Raw genomic sequence first — 15,608 nt, 5'->3', positions numbered from 1 at the left:
CCAGCGCGCCCGCTAGCTTGCCTGGATCCTGAGCGGCGCGGACTGGTTAGACGGGTCGTCGCTCACGACGCTGTAGAGCGGGGTTCGCCACACCATGCGCTCGTGTCCCGCGGAATCGGCCATGTATTCCTTCTGGTAGCAGAAGCGGGGCGGCTGGTTAAACTGCGTCACGCCCACGTAGTCGCTCAGCAGGAACATGGCTGCAAAGGCAACTGCAAGCGCGGTCGTCGCGGCCACGCGACGCGCACGGGTCGCGCATACATCCGCAAGCAGCGCCCACGCCGCGGCGACCACCACGATGGCGCCGGCCGTCGCGTAGACGGAGCCCCAGCTGCTGTCGCGCGGAAACACCGCGAGCGCGCTCATGACCACGAGCGCCCCAAACGCCGCCAGCATGGCGGCCACCGTCTTCCTGCGGCGCGCGCGAAGCTCGTGCTCCCCGTACGTCGCCATCGTGCGCGCCGTCTCCTCCGTCGCCGCATCCATCGCGGGCTCCTTTCTGCCTCCGCCAATAAGCTCCGGGATGCTCACCCCAAAGGCCTTTGCCAGCTCAACCACCATGACAAGGTCCGGCATGGTCGTGCCTTTCTCCCAGCGCGACACCGTACGCGCGGACACGCCAAGCCGATCTGCCAGCGCCTCTTGCGTCACGTCCTGCTCGCAGCGCAGCTGACGCAGAAATGCGCCCATGCGCCGCAGGTCCACCGCCTGGGCCTGCTCCACGCCCCGCACCTCAGGGGCGGACTCGCCACGCGGGTGGCACCGGCCTTCTTGCGTTTGTCTTTCCATCCCGACCTCCTTCTGCCGAAATTGTAGGCGGAAGCCTCGCAAAGCAACACGACACGCATGTCGCATGCGGGTTTGTTTTTGGTTTAGGGCAAAGGTGTCCGCATAACAAACTAAAGTGTGGGTGTCGAACGGGCACGAGGATCGGAGGACGCATGGTCAACTACGACGAGGCAGCGGCACACTGGCAGGCACGGGAGAAGGACGCGGCCCGCATGCCGGAGGAAGAGCTTCAAGACGCAATGGAGAAGTTTGTTGAGAACCACAGGGTGTGCGCGCTTGCGTGCGCCAGCTCCGACGGGTCGCTCGTGCGCAACACCCCCATCGAGTACGAGTGGTTCGACGGCGCGTTCTGGATGTTCTCTGAAGGTGGGCTCAAGTTCCGCGCACTCGCCACTAACAAGCGCGTGTGCCTTGCGATCTTCGACCCGGATCCCACGTTTGGCCACCTTGCGGGCATGCAGGTGACGGGGACCGCGGAGGTGCTTGAGCCGTTTGGGCCGGACTACCTTGCCGCATGCGAGCACAAGGGCATCCCCACGGATCGGCTTTGCGCTCTGCCGTTCACGATGATGGTCATTCGCGTGCAGCCTACGCGCGTGGACATGCTGTGCTCCGCGTTCAAGGATGGGGGCTACGACGTAAGGCAGTGGCTGGAGCTGTAGCCAGGACGCTTGCACACCATGATGCCGGGGCCAAGCCGCTTGCCAGCCAATGGGCACCTCGTGCGAGACGGCGTGCGTTTGCGCAGATACGCACAAGATTGAGCGCCTAAGATTGAGACATCACGTGGACGAGTGCGAGGGAGGCTTCTATGGCAGACGAGACTTCGAGCGACGTGGACGTCGAGCTGGGTGACGACTACTTCATCACGCTTGACTACGACGACGGGACCTCGGAGGAGTGCGAGGTCATCGGCATCTTCGAGCACGACGGCGGCGAATATATCGCGCTGGGGCCCGAAGAAAGCGACGACGTGTACATCTATGGGTACCGCGAGACGGGCGCCGGCGGCTTTGACCTGCTGGAGCTGGACGAGTCCGTGTTCGACGACGTGAGCGGCGCGTACCTGGCGATTCAGGACCAGCTTGAGGGCGAGCTGGAGGGATAGGACCCGGGCGGCTCCGAGTTCGCTGCGGGTTTAGCCCGCACGACGTGCACGACTCCTTGGAAGAAGCAAGCGAGACTCAGAAAAGCTTCCTCCACAGCCGACGACCGCTAACCAGACCCAAAAGACCTGCGCACATCGTTGCATCGACTGCACCGCATCCGGTATCGGATGCGGTGCAGCTTACATAAGCCGCAGCAGCTTGGGGTACACCCAACGCTCCATCCACGGCTCGGCCACGTTTGCGAGGACCTCGTCCTTCTCGAACCAGCGAACCGCCTTGTTCTCGTCTGGCTTCGGGCGGATGGGCTCGGCCGGGTCGGCCTCGATCAGATACGTTAGGTTGAGGTGCAGGTGGCTGCACACGTACGCGCCACGCTTGACGTGGCCGTTCACGCACAGCGTCTCGAGCGAGACGGGCGACGGCACGGCAAGGCGCGCGTGCGCAAGGCCGGACTCCTCCCCCACTTCGCGCAGCGCCACGCGTGCCAGGTCAAAGTCGCCGTCCGCATGACCGCCCAGCCACGCCCAGGTGTCGTATATGCGGTGGTACGCCATGAGAATGCGCGTGCGATTTGCATCGACCACCCACGCGGACGCCGTCAGATGCGCCACATCATTTTCGCGCGTGCTGACGTCGGGGCAGTCGCGGCGCTCGAGCCAGCGCAGAAACAGCTCCTGGTCCTTCTCCTCCTGTTCGCACGTGGGCGAGAAGTGCCTCACGTCTGCCACGAGGCGCTGCCTCTCGTGCGCCCGCGCATCTACCGAGTCGCGCTCGACGCCCTTTTCACCATCCTGCTCGAACGTCATCCGTCCACCTTTCAAACGCGCCCTTGGTACGATGCTAAGGGTAGCAGCTCACTCGCAGGTCTCGCGCACCAGCCTCTGCCCAATCTGGTAGGCGTTCTCCAGGTCCCTCGGGAAGTTCTTCTCGCGCGAGAGCCTCTTCCTCTCGGCGTCGAAGCCCGCCATGGCAAACCGGGAGTAGTCTGCCACCTGCAGCGTGTCGAAGCATGGGTACAGGCAGACCTCGCCATTGAGCATCTGCAGCTCTTGCGCGTAGCCCTCGAACGCGTCCTTGTAGAGCCTGTCGTAGAACTCCTTCGACGCGTTCATGCTGACGAAGAGCCCCACGTTCACCTTTCCGGTGAAGTAGTTGCTGTAGTCGTCGTAGGAAAGCGAGCAGAAGTGCAGCCGCTCCAGGACTTCGAAGTAGCGGCTCGTAGGCCTACCCAGGTATATCGCGGTGCCGATGAGAAGAACGTCCGCCCGGAATACCTTGTCGATGATCGGGGACAGGTCGTCCTTCCAGTAGCAGCGGCACCTCTGGGCGCCTTTCCGCTTGCAGAGCATGCAGCTCCTGCAGCCGGTGAAGTTGAGGTCGTACAGGTCTATGTACTCGACCTCGGACCCGGCGCTCCTGGCGCCCTCGGCCGCGGACTTCAAGAGCTTGGCGGTGTTCCATGCCTTCCTCGGGCTTGCGCTGAGCGCTAGCGTTTGCAATCCATGTCTCCCCTCCGCACCAAGTGTCGTCATACCTATTCTCTACGAGAAGTCACCGTGTCGGCTACTCAGAGTTCCTGCAGAACGTGTATTTGTTGGATTGAAGTACGTCCTAACAGATTCGTTGCGGTCAGTCCTGCGTTGGCCAGGTGGGCTTACTTGCGATGCTCATAGGGATGCTGCGCGCGGGTGGCTTCGTCGGCTAGCCGGAAAGCGCGGCGAACGTCTTGCTACGTTGGGTCGGTCGTGCCTGCAAGGGGTCTCTCCCCCGGCCGCGCGAGGGGGCCAACGAGCTCGTGGGGGCGGTATGGATCCTCGAGGAAGCCCACCTCCTCGGCAGAAAGGCTCAAGTCCAGCGCCCTCACGGCATCGTCCACGCGGTCGGGCCTGGAGCAGCCCACGATGGGCGCGGTAACCCCACGGGCCCAATGCCACGCGAGCGCGATGTCGGCCATGGGTACGCCTCGCCTTTGCGCCAGCTCGGCAACGCGCGCGACGACCGGCAAATCCAACTCCCTGTCGTGGTCGTACTTCTCGCGCATGGTGGAGTCGGTCTTGGAGCGCCTGCTTTCGGAGTCCCACGTCGGACGCGTGAGGTGGCCGCTCGCGAGCGGGCTGTACGGGGTAAGCGACACGCCGTACTGCCGGCACACGGAAATCATCTCGCGCTCGTCCTCGCGGTACAGCAGGTTGTAGTGGCACTGCATGGCGCTGAACGGGGTCCAACTGTTTTCTTGCGCCGCGACCTGCATGTTGTGGAACTGGTAGCCGTACATCGCGCTCGCGCCCAGTGCCCGCACCTTGCCAGCGCGCACGAGGCCGTCCAGCGCCTCCATGGTCTCCTCGATGGGCGTGTCGTAGTCGAAGCGGTGGATGATGTAGAGGTCCAGGTAGTCGGTGCCAAGGCGCCGTAGGGTGCCGTCGATTTCGTGCTCTATCGCGGCCTTGGTAAGGTGCCCGAGGCTTCCCTCGTTGAAGAACACCTTGCTCGCCAGCACAACGTCCTCGCGCCTCACCCCGAGGTTCCTCAGAGAAGTGCCTATGAACTCCTCGCTCGTACCGTGCGCGTAGCAGTTCGCCGTGTCGATGAAGTTTACGCCGAGCTCGAGGGCGCGCTTGAGGACGGCTTGCGTTGCCGGCTGGTCGATGACCCACTGGTGAAAGTCGGGAAACACCTTGCCAAAGCTCATGCCGCCGATGCACACGCGTGATACCTTGATGTCGGTCTTGCCAAGAGTTGCATACTCCACGATTGCCTTCTTTCGACAAAAAGCCAGCTATATCCCAAGCCCATCGACCCACTCGGCAAGGCGACGCCCTGACGGCGAGCCGTTAAGGACGCGACCGTCGAGCACGCGGGCCTCGGGATGAAGCTTCCTGACGCGCTCCGTCGCGCGAGTGATCCCGCTCCCCCACTTGTCGCGAAGGGGACCCGGAGACCACACAAGCGTCTCAGGTGGAAGTGCCCCTGGGAGGTCTACCACCGCCATTCGTTGCACTTGCTCTGAGGATTCGCCCTCTAGAAGAACGAATTCTCGATCAGCCAATCCGCTGCCTTGTTCACCAACTCCGTCTCATCGGTCCCATCAGGGAGGATGGTGCGCGGGTGGGGCACATCACCGTGCATATCGATACCGGCATCGGCAAGAGCACCCCGGAAGTAGTTGTTGTCATCGGAGAAGCCGGGGTCGGGTTGGATCTGGCAGATGCTGTAGGCCTGGAGGATCGCTGTGGTAGGTACACCGTTCCACGTCAATCCGATGAAGCTCTTCATCATATGGGGTGTGATAGGCGCACTGTTGCGGTAGATGTCCATGGCACGCCAGAAAGCCAACTTCTCCTCCTTCGAGAAGCGCTTATCCGCCTGAGCGGTTCGGATGTTGTCCTCCATCTGCTCCATGTTCGACATGCCCGACAGGATGGCGATGGTGTCCTCCAGGTCCAAGCTGAAGCGCAGGGACCACGAGGTCATGGAATCATCGGGCCGGTAGGAACGAAGGAGCTGCTCGGCCTCTTCGGGCAACGTCGACAGGCCGCCGCCCTTTACCATTTCCATGCCGACTACCGGAAGGCCGTGGCGGCGAACTACTTCGTAGCACTTAGCCGCTTGGACGAGCTCGCTATCCCAATCGATGGGATTGATGGCCAACTGCACGAACTCCACCTCGGGATGCTCGGTCAGCAGCCTGTCCAGAAGCTCGGCAGACGCATGGAAGGAGATGCCCAGATGCTTGATGCGCCCCTGGGCCTTCCATTCCTTCATGTGCTCGAAGAGATGCGTCTTCGGGATGATGCCGTCCTCGCCCCCAACGCCCTCGTAGAAGACTGTCTGGATGTCGTGCATCAGGTAGTAATCGATGTACTCGACGCCCAGGTTGTCTAGCTGCGCCTGGAACGTCTCCTCGACCTTGTCCTCGGGCACGAGGTTGAATGTGGGGAACTTCGTCGCGATGGTGAACGAATCGCGCGGATGGCGCTCCACGATGGACTTGCGGGCAGCCTCTTCGCTCTTGCCTGCATGGTAGGCCGCGCTGGTATCGAAGTAGGTGAACCCCGCCTCCAGGAAGCGGTCCACCATGGCGTTCAGCTCTTCGTAGTCGAAGTCCGTCACATCGTCGCTCTTGAGCGGCAGACGCATCATGCCGAAACCTAGTTTCCCCATGCCCTTTCCTTTGCTCTTATTATGACTATGTCATGTATATTTACTTACATTTACTCACGCGGCATCGAAGCTTGCGCTGATGGAGCCGCTTCCCACCACGGCCGCCAAATCCGATGCATCCGCTATCTTGCCAATGCGCGTATAGGCATAGGAGGTGGCGTGGGATTCGTAGAAGACCACCAGGCAGTTGTTCCCATAGAGCATCACATCCCCTGCCTCGATGGTACCGGGGTTGGATGCGTTGGCCGGGAGCAAGCTGTCCAGATAGACGTATTTCTCGTTCCTGTTGAGCTCGCTCATCTCCGTCTGCAGCGGAATCATCGCCGCGAAGGCTGCTGCCGTCTCATTATCAGCCAGGTCGATGGCGAACTGGTGTCCCTCAACCGAGAGCATGACCGTTGAAATGGACGGGTTCATAGAGGACTCCTCCCCTTGGTTGGTAGCAGATGACGTCGCATCCTGGTTCGCAGGATCAATCTCTTGAGGTGCGATCGCATCCGCACTGGATTCATTCACGCCATTCTTATCGCTGGATTGCTCCTGAGCGCATCCTCCAAGGAAGGAGATGAAGAGCGCGGACGCTAAGGCAGCTGTCAACAGGATTCTCTTCACGGGGGCCCTTCCTCCTCACAAGCTCCGCCCGAACTGGCGAACCTCTTCCAGGCTCTGGGGAGAGGACGCGGCTGCGCCGGGATATTCGAAGATGCCACAGTCCTCCACGCCGTACCAGCCTTGCAGGAACCCATGGTAGATGCGCTCGGCCGCGGCATATACGCCCGAAGATCCGGAATCCAGGATCATGGCCATCTTCTTGCATGCCTTCGGGATTTCAAGGGCATAGGTCCGATGGATGGCGCAGTGCAGCTGCCCCGTGAACGAGCCATAGTAGATCGGGCTTGCCAGCACAATCATGTCAGCGCTGGCGTAATGGGGGTAGATCTGCTGCATGTCATCCTTTTGGATGCATTCGCCGTTCCCTTGGATGTGACACCACTCGCACCCGATGCACCCATGGATGTCCATGGAGGCAACGTCGAACACGGTCACTTCATGGCCCGCTTCGCGCGCTCCCTCGGCGAACGCCTGGGCCAACGCGGTCGTATGCCCATTCTTGCGGGCGCTTCCCTGCAGGACGAGTATCTTCATGCTATGCCTTCCTGATCGTGATGTCATAGGACCCCTTCAGCCCGCGCAAGGTCTCGATGGCTCCATCGTCCAAGCGGCCCATGTTCACCTGGTCCCCATAGGACCCTGAAGCGTCTTCGCCATCGAAGAAGACGGCGAACCAACCGCCGCCGGGGTTGTAGTTGATGTCACCGTTCGACCATCCATACCCGACTTGTTCCGCGTCATAGGGAAAGCCCTGCTCCATCTGGCCACAGAAATCCATTCCCGAGGACCCCACATGAACGGAGATGGGGAGCGCTTCGAAGAACGCTTTCGCGGTTTCCGAATCGTTCAGTGTTCCCGAGACGATGGTTCCGTCAAAGTCTATCTCAATGTGCATTTCTGACCTCCTGCATCTTTACGATAGGTTGCGGCCAAGCTCGTAGGCATCCTGCAAGAAAAGTGATGCGGCAGTCATATTAGGATTACCGCAGCTAAGCCCCAACACCATGCCAGCTTCTCAGCGGCGCGCTTCGCCGTGCCTGTGGCGCTGAAGTATGTCGCTAACTTATTGCCGCAGAAAGCCAGCTACACCCCAAGCCCATCGACCCACTCGGCAAGGCGACGCCCTGACGGCGAGCCGTTAAGGACGCGACCGTCGAGCACGCGGGCCTCGGGATGAAGCTTCCTGATGCGCTCCGTCGCGCGGGAGATCCCGCTCCCCCCACTTGTCGCAAAGGGGACCACGGTCGTGCCCGCAAGGTCCACGGAGTCGAGGAAGCTGTCAACAATCCGGGGCTCCACGGCCCACCAGATGGGAAACCCCACCAACACGGCGTCGTAGGCAGAGAGGTCCGGCGCCTTGCCCGCAAGCGAGGGGCGCGCGGAATCGTCGTTCCGCTCGGCCGACGTTCTACTGGACGCGTCGTTCCAGTCTAGATCGCGCCTCGTGTACCGCTCTTTGGGCTCAATCCGGTAGAGCTCGCCGCCAGTTGCCCTGGCAAGCGCCTTTGCAGCGCTCTCCGTCGTGCCGGTAGCGCTGAAGTACGTGACGATCATTCTTGTCATAGTGAACACTCCCTCATTTGGATTGGCGCCGTCCGGATGTCGCGGTATCCGAGCCCACCGTTCACGCCAGGCACGAAGCTACTCCCTGTCGAGGCGCAGGCATCCCCCGACGCGCTCGCCAAGACTCCAGTACGAGTAGGTGGGGAACTCGAAGAGGACCGGCGCCACCCTGCCGTAGTCGATCTTTCCCTTCTCGTCCAGGCATGCCTCGTCCACATACGTGCCGTCGATCGCGAGCACGAAGGTCTCGAAGCCGTCCGTCTCGTACACATCCACGACGGAGCAGGCAAGCGAGAGGGGCGACTCGTCGACGAGCGGCGCGCCGTCCTCGGCCGGGCTCCACGCAAAGGTGCAGAACTTGTCCTCCTTGGTGCCGCTCACGCTGCCCACGTGGTCTGCCGCGCGAAGGAGCTTCTCGTCGACCAGGTTGACCGAGCAGGTGCCGTTCTTGCGGATCCACTGGTTGGTGTAGTGCTGCTTTGCGCAGCTGATGGTCACCCTGTCGTGCCCTATGATGCCGACGTGCGCGACGAGAAGCCAGTTGGGACCCTTGTCCGTCATGGCGCCCACGACCGTCACGGGCGTGGGGTACAGTGCGAGCTTCGCCCCAAGGTTCTTCTTTGCCATTGTCTCTCCTAGTCCATCTTCTTTTCCCAGGCGCGCACGGCGTTGATGCCGAGAGAGTCCGCGACACTTTCGAGCTCGCGCACCTCGTCAGCGGATAGCGCGACGGAGCCTGCATTTGCGGCATCCATAACGTGGGACTCCTTCGTGACGCCCACGATGGGGCGCGTCCCCTTGGCGATCGCCCAGGCGACGGGGACCTGCGCCAACCCCACGCCGTGCGCCTCCGCGACCTTGGCGAGCTCGGCGTTGAGGGTCTCCAGCCTGTCGAGGACCGGGTTGTACTTCTGGGCGCGGGCGGAACCCTCGGGCATGGGGTGCGACGTGTCGTACTTGCCGGACAGAGCGCCCTGCTCGAGCACCATGTACGACCAGAACTCGACGTCGTTCTGGTGGCACCAGTCGAGGATGCCAGAGTCCTCGGACGAGCGGTTGACGAGGCTGAAGTGGTTCTGCACGGCACCCAGGCGAAGGCCATGCTCGCGCAGGATCGCATCTGCCTGCTCGACCTCCGCGAGATTGTGGTTGGACACGCCGATCACAGGGGCATCGTCCCTACCCTCGAAGTACGCCGCGAGTTCCCCGATCCAGCGTGGGGCGTCCACCGTGTTGTGCACCCAGTACACGTCGAAGCGGTCGAGTCCCATGGTGCGGAGCTGCGTCTCGTACATGTCGGCCACGGCTGTCTTAGACGACGCGTCCATGCACTGCGGCGTGAGCTTGTCGGAGACGCGATAGTCCTCGCGCGGCAGGTCCTTCAGGAAGCCTGCGAGCATCCTCTCGGACTCGCCCATGCCATAGACGTACGCGGTGTCCCACAGGTTGAGGCCTGCGTTCATCGCGGCGTCAAACACGGGCCGAAGCTCGTCTGCGGCAAGCCCATGCCCAAACGTGCCATCGTTTCCCCAGGCCCAGGCACCCAGCACGATCTTGGGGTCCTTCTCGTCGTTCATCCCTGTCTCCCATCGTCCGAGTTGTGTCTTCCTCAAGTCGCTGAGACGATTCTCAGACTTAGACCATGGTTTAAGTCAATATACTTCCTCTAAATTATGTAAGCGGCTTCACATCCTGTGACGGGGTGCGAGGCGCCACTAGGAGGGGAAGCGTTTTGGAGAAGGTCTACACCATTGGGGAGGCGGCGTCTGCGCTGGGAATGCCGGCGTCGACCATCCGCTACTACGACAAGAACGGCCTGTTCCCGGACATGGCGCGAAGCCAGGGCGGCATCCGCGTGTTCACCGAGGACGACCTTGAGTGGGCACGCTTCATAGAGCGGCTCAAGGTGTCTGGCATGCCCATCCGCGAAATCAAACGCTACATAGACCTCTATCGCGAGGGGGACTCCACCATCGAGGAGCGCCGGCGCATTGTGAACGAGCGGCGGGAGGCCATCCTGAGGCAGATGGAGGACCTCAGGCTCTCGCTCGATTTCATCACCTACAAGTGCTGGTATTACGACGTGGCGGCAAAGTCGGGCACCTGCGACACGCCCAAGAACATGCCAGTCGAGGAGCTTCCGGAAGACATCCGCCGCATCAAGGCGGAGTGTCGAATCAACAGGTACTAGGTTGCCGGGAAGCGCCGCGCGCGGAGGGCTCGACGGCGGCAAGTGTCTATCGGAGAGCGCATGAGCGATACTTTGACACGGTGACTCGAGTCCCTGTTCACGCGCGTCGCCTTGAACATAGCCCTGCAAAACGCAGAAGAAAAACTACGGAACTTTGGCCTCCTTTGACAAGGAGAAAGCTGGGTTCTCTCCCCCGTATTTGACGTCAACATCAATCCCGACCCAGGCAAACAGCGAGTCACGTCGGTCTTTGGCAAGACGGGCAGGCCCGAGATCGATGGACAGCGGTAGCTGGCAGAAGCATGTGGCTTACAGCCGAGAAGAGCATATCCGCGGTCGCGAGGGTAGTGGGCGCGACACGTTCGTGGAGGAACCTAGCCAAGCGAAACGGTTGCAAGGAGGCGGAGGGCGACATAATGGTCCGCATTGTGGACGAGCGTGTCAAAGCGTTAAGTGAGGCGTTCGGCTGAGTCGCCATGCCTGTGCCCACTCGGCCGCCGTCATCAACGAGCTCGGAACCAACGGCCACGTTGCAGGGCCGGCGCCAAGCGAGCTCACGATCGCTCTCCGCGAGGCAGGGTTCTCGAAGCGGTCACGCTCCTCGCGCATGAGGAACCCGCGACTCCAGCAGATGGCGACAATCCTGCTCCTCCACAGGCCCTCGTTCGACTCCTCGTTGCTCCTGGCCTCCATGCGCGCCATGGCAGCGTCTATGTCCTCCCAGCTGCCCACGTCCCGGCCATGGGCGAGCAGCCGGTTCACGAAGCGGTTCGCGCTCTCGTCCTTACCCTTCGTCTGGGGCGCCCTAGCGCCGCAAGGCTCTATCCTGAAGCCCGTCCTCCCGGCGAAGGCGAACGCCCTCTCTACCCCGTGCCTCTTCCCGCCGGAATCTATCGTGACGAGCGCGGACACGTTGTCGGTGAGCCACTCGGGAGGGACCCCGCCGAGCCTCTGAGCGGTCTGGTAGGCGCATCCCACAAAGTCGTCCGTCGTGATCGTGTTAGAGCGGATGTAGATGCGCCTCCTCGAGTATCCGAGGGTTGCGCTCCACACGTTGAATAGAAAATCGGCGCCGTCCCGACCATGCAGGAGCAGCCTCTCCTTCCAGTCGAACTGGAGCTACCTTCCCGGCTCCGTCTCGTAGCGGGGATGCGCGTCGGGGAGGTGCCGGCCCGCCTTCAGCCCGCGTGCATCCATCCAGTGCTTGAAGGCGCCGTACTTGGGGAGCTTCCCGTCCGGATGCCTGTCGAGGAGCCACTCCTGTATCGCCTTCATCGTGACGCCGGGTATCTGGGCCCTGTCCCCTGTCTCATCCCTGTATCTGTCGAAGCCGCTGCGCCTTGCAGAGCCCCCGTCCTCCATCTCTGCGCCTTCCTTCCAGTGCTTCGCGACCGTATCCCGGTCCATCCCGTATCTGCGTGCCATCTCCGAGAAGTTGGGGCGCACGCCCATCTTCCTGAGCATATCCATCTCTCCGCTCAGGTTGGTCTCCATCCTTGCTGCCTCCGGATCCGTCTCCGTATATCCGTACGGAGCGGATTCTCGCTGCCCTGGATGGTGAAACTGTATTGACCTGGATGGTGGAAGTGCACTGCCCCTGCTGGAATATCGCTTTGCCCTGACTGGTAGCCTCTAGATTGCCATTAACACGGGATCCTCCCCGAGAGGCCAACGCCGCAACCAGGGTGGAGGCCGACAGGCTAACCAGGCACGCATGGCAACCACAGGACAGGTCAAGAGCACTACGGCAACAGCCGCCCCGCACGCCAGCAGACGAGAAAAGACGAGAGGCCCGGGCGATGAGGGTCACCGTGCGGTTCCACAACGGGGCCATCGAGGTGTTCGACACCAACACGCTCACGACCGACAGCGCGCTCGGCAGGACGAACGCTCTCAAGAAACTGCGGATTGTTCTGGACGGCGGGCTCTGGATCGAGGCGAGCTGGTACCGGGTCACGAGCTCGGAGGGCGCCGACATGCCTCTGGCCCAGAGGTCCACGGGATGTCGCCTGCACGTCCTGTCCGTGGAGGAGATTGAGTAGATCCGCTCCATCGAGCTCGACGGCCGCCTCCAGTGGGTGCGCGTCGGGCCCGACCCCTGCGACGTGTCGTGGCTCTACGAGACGGCCGACCTCTTCTACGACGCCGACGAGCCCTCACGCTCCATGGCGGGGCGTGCGGTGTGGCTGCACGACTACCTGAGGGATACCATGCCGGCGACCTTCATGGTTCCGATGGGGAGCGGCTCGTATGCGCGATGCTCGGCATGACGGAGGCTAGCTATGAATTTGTGTCCGGCGTGGCTGCTAATGTTTACTCGGACGATTCTTTTGAGTGGGAACGTGTGAGATGGGCGTGGCCACGCGTGTTCTAGGTGCGATAGGCAAGTTCTTCCTGATGTGGATGAGGTTCGTGGCCAGGGTCATCCTGCTCTTCTGGCACTACGGGTCGCAAGAGGCAGGTACAAGAGAGGTGAAGGCGGGCGCCCTCATGAGGGGTGAATGCCTCCGCCGTGCCACTCGTCCGTTGCCATCCAGATCTCGAAGTGGAGAATCCACTCGCTACACCAGGGCATGACGGTCTTCGTGAACAGCTGATTGGTTGACCAATCCCCGTATTGGAGGCAGACGTGTACTCGCGGTGGCCTCTCCTCGTAGCCGAACTTGTGCGGCACCGAGGGGAGGTCCTTGCAACGATCGACCGCACCACCAGAGACCCAGACCTGAGGAAAAGAGCGGGGCTTTGCTTCGATGAACACCTGGTAGATGTCGCTGAGAGCCGATGGCTTCACCGTCGCCCGCCAGACCAGCCTGCCACCATGGAGGATGCTGCCCGAGGAGTCAGGATAGGCCCTGAGCAAATGCAGGAGCTGCATGGGCAGGGAGAGGCCCCCTCCCTTAGGGGGTCTTCTGCTACGCACCGTAGAACCTGTGGCTCGGAACTGCCACGGTAGTCGCCGAAGCAGCGAGCGTGATTCCCTCCCTTGTGCCATAGTGAAGGGCACCCGACTGGCGCTCTGCATACATCCTGTTGCCGAACCTCGAGAACGCCCTGACGACCACATTCTCCGACAGCGGCCCCTTGAGGCCGTCCGACAGTGCGTCGATTCCAGCAGAACCGAGCGGCTTGTCGACGAGGTCGCGGCGTGCGGCACTCACCCAGTCGAAGTACGCCCGTGCCTTCCAAGGCTCGGTGTTCCACCTGTCCGCGAAGTTTTCCTTCGGATCGACGGGGTTCTCGATTACGTAGAGGCCTCCCTCACGTCGTATGTGCCCGCTCATCGAGCCCAGTACGTCGGACACCGTATCGAACACACCCACCTGCTGGTCGTAGGAAAGGGCTGCGAGCGTGGTGATGATGATGGAGATCGGCGCATCGTCGCGTCCCTCGAACATGACGTCGCGGTGGTGCTTGAGGATTCTGATGGCCATTTGCAGCGGAGTGGCAACGGCAAACGTTGGCACCTTGTCGACCGAGGCATAGGCCTTCCCAACCGCGCGGCGTCGCGCGTGAGCGAGGGAATCGCCCATGCGCCGCTCGAACCAGCTCTGGTAGGCCCTCGGGTTGCTCGACCTCGTGGTGTACTCGCCTCCGGGCTCTCGGTTGGTCAGAGTGATTGCAGTCATGCTGCGCGCCGTCGGATCTGGCGTACAGGGGAGGACGTCCATGTGGAACTCGTCGAACTGCAGCGTCCAGCAGCGCTTGCCCTCAGGCTCGAGCTTCTGTGCGTAGGTCCCATGTTCCTTGAGGCGGTTGCCCACGTGGTGCTTGATGGTCCGGGGGCCGAATTGGGTCATGCCGGGGAGCTCGCTAACCAGGTCGATGTCGTAGTCATCGTCCTCGCCGCTCGTAGGCCTGGTCACGGTGCCGAGGGCAAAGGAGCCTTGGACGAAGACGTCGGCAGGCTGGCCTGTGCCACCGTCGATCCACTCTCCAACGCTCGTGTAGGCCCTCTCCGCCTTCCCGCGCATGGTCTCGGAGATGTCAAGCTCCTGCGCGAGCGCGGCATACAGTTCGTTGAGAAGGCTGTTGTCCTTATTATTCATCGCGCCTCCCGATGCATAGCGTCTCGTCGAACGTTCCGTCGGCTTTCTCGTGCACAACGTAGTTGCTTATCAGGTTGAACCTGAGGGCGGTTCCAAGCGCTACGGCGAGGGATGCAGGCATCGCAGGGTAGATATGCAGCTCCCTCACCCCGGGAAAGCTCTCATGGATGCTGTCGACGAGCAAGGTTGCCTCCTTGACGAAGGTCCTCACCGTTTCGTCGCATGTGACGATTTCAGTACCGGGGCTCGTCGTAGTGAGCTCGTAGACTGGGGTGCCTTCGGGGATGTCCACGACAGTCCTCATGCTGACGACGCCGCTGAGGCTGACCACCAATGAGGCACGGGATGAGTCCGGCTGGCCATCGCTTATTTGGCGAGCTGAGAAATCAATTGGATTCCCGCCCTCGGGCCAAGCCCAGCCTCGTTCGACCCTGCAAGGCTGGAAAACCCTGACGTCACGCATCCCGCCAAGGAGGCTGCCGAGCTTAATCAGGAGCGGCTGGGGCGCGAGGGCGAATACCGCCACCGGCATTGTCTGGTCGTCATACGTGTCCTCGAATGCAGCCATGCGATGCTCGATCTGGCTGCCGGCCTCTTGGAGTCGGCATGGGATAGCAACGCCCTTCGCGAAGTCGTACGCCTTCGGGTTGGCGGCGTACAGCCTCTCCCTATGCAGGGCAGCTTTAAGCTCGGCGTCGGTGACGTGCGGACTCATTCCCCCTGCGGGCAGGAGCATCGTTGCGACGAGCGCGCGAGATGGTGCGAGCCCCTCGACAAAGTCAGCTATCGAGTCTTCCCAGTATGCCTTGTGCCTCTTGAGTACCTCCTCGGGATAGTCGTCAGCGTTGTCGTCAACCATCTTGTGGTGCTCGTGGCAGAGGAGCATGAGGTTGTCGATGCTGTTCAGCTCGTCCTCGGTCATGTCGGCCTTGTAGCGTGGGCCACCCGGCGAGTAGGCGTTGATGTGGGCGACTTGCGCGAAGTTGCCCAGCTCGTCGAAGGTGTGCGCGACATCCAGCTCCTTGCCGCAGAGCTCGCACCTCCCCGCGGCGCGAGACCACAAGGAAAGCAAGACCTTCTTTGAGATGCTCTTTCTGGTTCTGCTCATCATCACTCTCTAATTAGACCACAAGATAT

At 61.9% G+C, this 15,608-nt stretch carries 20 protein-coding genes; 4 read left to right on the top strand and 16 right to left on the bottom strand.

Annotation, left to right across the window (positions count from 1 at the left end):
• Nucleotides 1-12: 12 nt before the first annotated feature.
• Entirely contained in the window at nt 13-789 is a 777-nt protein-coding gene (locus tag ACTQWE_RS03420; protein ID WP_441855697.1) for a helix-turn-helix domain-containing protein, read from the bottom strand.
• 152 nt (nt 790-941) lie between these two features.
• On the opposite strand from ACTQWE_RS03420, the gene ACTQWE_RS03415 reads away from it, so the two are divergent.
• On the top strand, nt 942-1,451 hold the full coding sequence (locus ACTQWE_RS03415; RefSeq protein ID WP_441855699.1) for a pyridoxamine 5'-phosphate oxidase family protein: 510 nt from the start codon (nt 942-944) through the stop codon (nt 1,449-1,451).
• Nucleotides 1,452-1,600: 149 nt separating this feature from the next.
• Nucleotides 1,601-1,897 (top strand): DUF1292 domain-containing protein, encoded by a 297-nt coding sequence (locus tag ACTQWE_RS03410; protein WP_441855701.1) that lies wholly within the window; start codon nt 1,601-1,603, stop codon nt 1,895-1,897.
• 180 nt (nt 1,898-2,077) lie between these two features.
• Here the strand turns inward: ACTQWE_RS03410 and ACTQWE_RS03405 are convergent, their stop codons facing one another.
• The 10 genes from ACTQWE_RS03405 to ACTQWE_RS03360 all read right to left on the bottom strand — a co-directional run bounded on the left by ACTQWE_RS03405 (nt 2,078) and on the right by ACTQWE_RS03360 (nt 9,811).
• Complete coding sequence (locus ACTQWE_RS03405; RefSeq protein ID WP_441855703.1) at nt 2,078-2,704, bottom strand: NUDIX hydrolase; 627 nt, start codon at nt 2,702-2,704, stop codon at nt 2,078-2,080.
• 48 nt (nt 2,705-2,752) lie between these two features.
• Complete coding sequence (locus ACTQWE_RS03400) at nt 2,753-3,397, bottom strand: flavodoxin family protein (protein WP_441855705.1); 645 nt, start codon at nt 3,395-3,397, stop codon at nt 2,753-2,755.
• A 230-nt stretch (nt 3,398-3,627) separates the two neighbouring features.
• Nucleotides 3,628-4,647, bottom strand: a complete 1,020-nt coding sequence (locus ACTQWE_RS03395) for an aldo/keto reductase (protein ID WP_441921260.1) — start codon at nt 4,645-4,647, stop codon at nt 3,628-3,630.
• 269 nt (nt 4,648-4,916) lie between these two features.
• Complete coding sequence (locus ACTQWE_RS03390) at nt 4,917-6,059, bottom strand: aldo/keto reductase (RefSeq protein ID WP_441855709.1); 1,143 nt, start codon at nt 6,057-6,059, stop codon at nt 4,917-4,919.
• Between the two features lie 54 nt (nt 6,060-6,113).
• Nucleotides 6,114-6,671 (bottom strand): cyclophilin-like fold protein, encoded by a 558-nt coding sequence (locus ACTQWE_RS03385; RefSeq protein WP_441855711.1) that lies wholly within the window; start codon nt 6,669-6,671, stop codon nt 6,114-6,116.
• Between the two features lie 15 nt (nt 6,672-6,686).
• Nucleotides 6,687-7,205, bottom strand: coding sequence for a flavodoxin family protein (locus tag ACTQWE_RS03380; protein WP_304120779.1), 519 nt, complete (start codon nt 7,203-7,205; stop codon nt 6,687-6,689).
• Between the two features lies 1 nt (nt 7,206).
• Entirely contained in the window at nt 7,207-7,566 is a 360-nt protein-coding gene (locus tag ACTQWE_RS03375) for a cyclophilin-like fold protein (protein WP_441855713.1), read from the bottom strand.
• Between the two features lie 188 nt (nt 7,567-7,754).
• Complete coding sequence (locus tag ACTQWE_RS03370; RefSeq protein ID WP_441855715.1) at nt 7,755-8,234, bottom strand: flavodoxin; 480 nt, start codon at nt 8,232-8,234, stop codon at nt 7,755-7,757.
• Nucleotides 8,235-8,312: 78 nt separating this feature from the next.
• Nucleotides 8,313-8,861 carry a flavin reductase family protein gene (locus tag ACTQWE_RS03365; RefSeq protein ID WP_441855716.1) on the bottom strand — a complete coding sequence of 183 codons (549 nt, stop codon included), beginning with the start codon at nt 8,859-8,861 and terminating at the stop codon, nt 8,313-8,315.
• Between the two features lie 8 nt (nt 8,862-8,869).
• Entirely contained in the window at nt 8,870-9,811 is a 942-nt protein-coding gene (locus tag ACTQWE_RS03360; RefSeq protein ID WP_441855717.1) for an aldo/keto reductase, read from the bottom strand.
• Between the two features lie 155 nt (nt 9,812-9,966).
• Between ACTQWE_RS03360 and ACTQWE_RS03355 the strand changes: the two genes are divergently transcribed.
• The gene (locus ACTQWE_RS03355) at nt 9,967-10,425 is read left to right on the top strand and encodes a MerR family transcriptional regulator (protein WP_441855719.1); all 459 of its coding nucleotides are present in this window, start codon (nt 9,967-9,969) and stop codon (nt 10,423-10,425) included.
• A 441-nt stretch (nt 10,426-10,866) separates the two neighbouring features.
• Here the strand turns inward: ACTQWE_RS03355 and ACTQWE_RS03350 are convergent, their stop codons facing one another.
• Nucleotides 10,867-11,478 (bottom strand): hypothetical protein, encoded by a 612-nt coding sequence (locus ACTQWE_RS03350; RefSeq protein ID WP_441855720.1) that lies wholly within the window; start codon nt 11,476-11,478, stop codon nt 10,867-10,869.
• A gap of 66 nt (nt 11,479-11,544) precedes the next feature.
• A complete protein-coding gene (locus ACTQWE_RS03345; RefSeq protein WP_441855721.1) occupies nt 11,545-11,919 on the bottom strand; it encodes a hypothetical protein in 375 nt (124 codons plus the stop codon).
• A 305-nt stretch (nt 11,920-12,224) separates the two neighbouring features.
• On the opposite strand from ACTQWE_RS03345, the gene ACTQWE_RS03340 reads away from it, so the two are divergent.
• On the top strand, nt 12,225-12,467 hold the full coding sequence (locus ACTQWE_RS03340) for a hypothetical protein (RefSeq protein WP_441855723.1): 243 nt from the start codon (nt 12,225-12,227) through the stop codon (nt 12,465-12,467).
• 446 nt (nt 12,468-12,913) lie between these two features.
• Here ACTQWE_RS03340 and ACTQWE_RS03335 read toward each other — a convergent pair whose 3' ends face one another.
• The 3 genes from ACTQWE_RS03335 to ACTQWE_RS03325 are packed head-to-tail and all read right to left on the bottom strand — an operon-like array spanning nt 12,914 to nt 15,579.
• Nucleotides 12,914-13,300, bottom strand: a complete 387-nt coding sequence (locus tag ACTQWE_RS03335; RefSeq protein ID WP_441855725.1) for a hypothetical protein — start codon at nt 13,298-13,300, stop codon at nt 12,914-12,916.
• Nucleotides 13,301-13,337: 37 nt separating this feature from the next.
• Nucleotides 13,338-14,471: a nucleotidyltransferase domain-containing protein gene (locus ACTQWE_RS03330; RefSeq protein WP_441855727.1), complete on the bottom strand. Its 1,134-nt coding sequence runs from the start codon at nt 14,469-14,471 to the stop codon at nt 13,338-13,340.
• Nucleotides 14,464-15,579 (bottom strand): SAVED domain-containing protein, encoded by a 1,116-nt coding sequence (locus ACTQWE_RS03325; RefSeq protein ID WP_441855728.1) that lies wholly within the window; start codon nt 15,577-15,579, stop codon nt 14,464-14,466. The genes ACTQWE_RS03330 and ACTQWE_RS03325 overlap by 8 nt, the downstream gene beginning before the upstream one ends.
• Nucleotides 15,580-15,608 lie beyond the last annotated feature (29 nt).

It is taken from the genome of Parafannyhessea sp. LCP19S3_B1, assembly GCF_052121955.1.
Classification (GTDB): Bacteria; Actinomycetota; Coriobacteriia; order Coriobacteriales; family Atopobiaceae; genus Parafannyhessea.
This window is presented reverse-complemented; position numbering and strand designations above follow the sequence as displayed.